This is a genomic window from Vibrio sp. Vb0349 (genome assembly GCF_033338975.1).
On the sequence record NZ_JAWOTS010000210.1, the window covers coordinates 1 to 1,376 of the forward strand.

Below are 1,376 nucleotides of genomic sequence, written 5' to 3' on the forward strand. Positions count from 1 at the left end.
TGATGAAGTTTTTGTTTTCCGGCGCTTTTTCGACAAGCTCTAAAGCTTTCTTCGCGTTTTCAATTACTTTTTTGCTGTCGTTCTGATGATAAGCGAGACCAGACTGAAGTAGGGCGGCTTTCGCTTCAAGCTGAGGGATATCCGCGTATTCCAGTAACTCTGTCGCACGTTCCAGATATTGCTCTGCAAGTGCGTAGTTGTAGAGTTGCAGGTAAGTCGCAGCCAAGCTCAACCGAATCTTAATGGTGCGATTGATATTACGACTGGTGCTTTCGTGATCCAGTACGTTGAAGTAGTGCACCAAAGCAAGATTGAACTTGCCTTGATAAAAATAGATGTCGCCCATTTGTTCAAGCACATCGGCCAAAATAGGGGAGCTTGGGTAAGAGTCGTAGAAATCTGCAGCCTGAGACAGATATTCAATGGCTTTGTCGTACACACGACGCTCTTGGAAAAGTCTCGCCAGCAAGCGGTTTACTTTGGCAAGGCGAGTACCGCTGTCACTTTCGATGGACTGCCAATAACCGTAAAGCAGTTCTGAAAGCGCAAGGTTGTATTTTTTACTGTTAAGGTAAAACTCACCAACAGAAGTGTAGTAATCAATTAAGGCCAAATCGGAACGACTGTCCTCAAGCATGCTTTTCGCTTGAGCATACAAACGCTCTGCGCCAACGTTATCGCCACGATGAGCCGCTAGCAGGGCTCGCTGCATCACCAGACGATAACGGACGCTGTCTGTACGTTGAAGTACAGAGTCGGCTTCGTCTAGCTGTGTTTCAATTTGATTGAGGGTGTCTTCGGCAGCTGAATAGTTGTGGTCGTACATCCAAATCATTTGGTTGCGCATGAGTTGCACATCCAAAGTCATGTAAGGCAGTTGATATTCTTTCGCGAGCTTTTCAGCTTCATTGAGGTTATCGATCGCTGAGCGGACATTGCCCATCGTATAGTCGGCTTGCGCAATGATCTTGTGTGCTTCGATGGTGCTGGCTGGGGTACGAATGCTGCGATCGGTCTCTTCTCGAGACATCGCAGAAGGGCTGCCGCTTTCTTTACGTTCGGTCAGTTCGCGTTGCGATAAGTAGTTTTTGGCTGCTTGCTTTGCTTGAGCTGGCTCTATCTCAGCCAGTTGTTGTGCTTCGTTAAGCAAAGCCGAAGATAAAATGGTCGCGTGAAGTGGCTGTGCCAAGAGTAGACAAAAAAAGCCTATTAATTTAATTAGACGCGAACTGTCCCAAAACATTCTTTTCGTTCCCTCGAACTGTTTTAGATAGCGGATAAACCCAAATGACTTCAACTTGCTTTTTATAGCCGGTTGAAGTCGTTTGGTATAGTAACATGCTTGGGCAATAAAAACGCCCGGCAATCCTTTTGAT

General features: G+C 46.3%; 1 pseudogene. It reads right to left on the reverse strand.

The annotated features are described in order from the left end of the window. Window positions 1-1,243: pseudogene (locus R7Q47_RS24615) on the reverse strand (tetratricopeptide repeat protein); the annotation flags it as partial. Window positions 1,244-1,376: the final 133 nt, after the last annotated feature.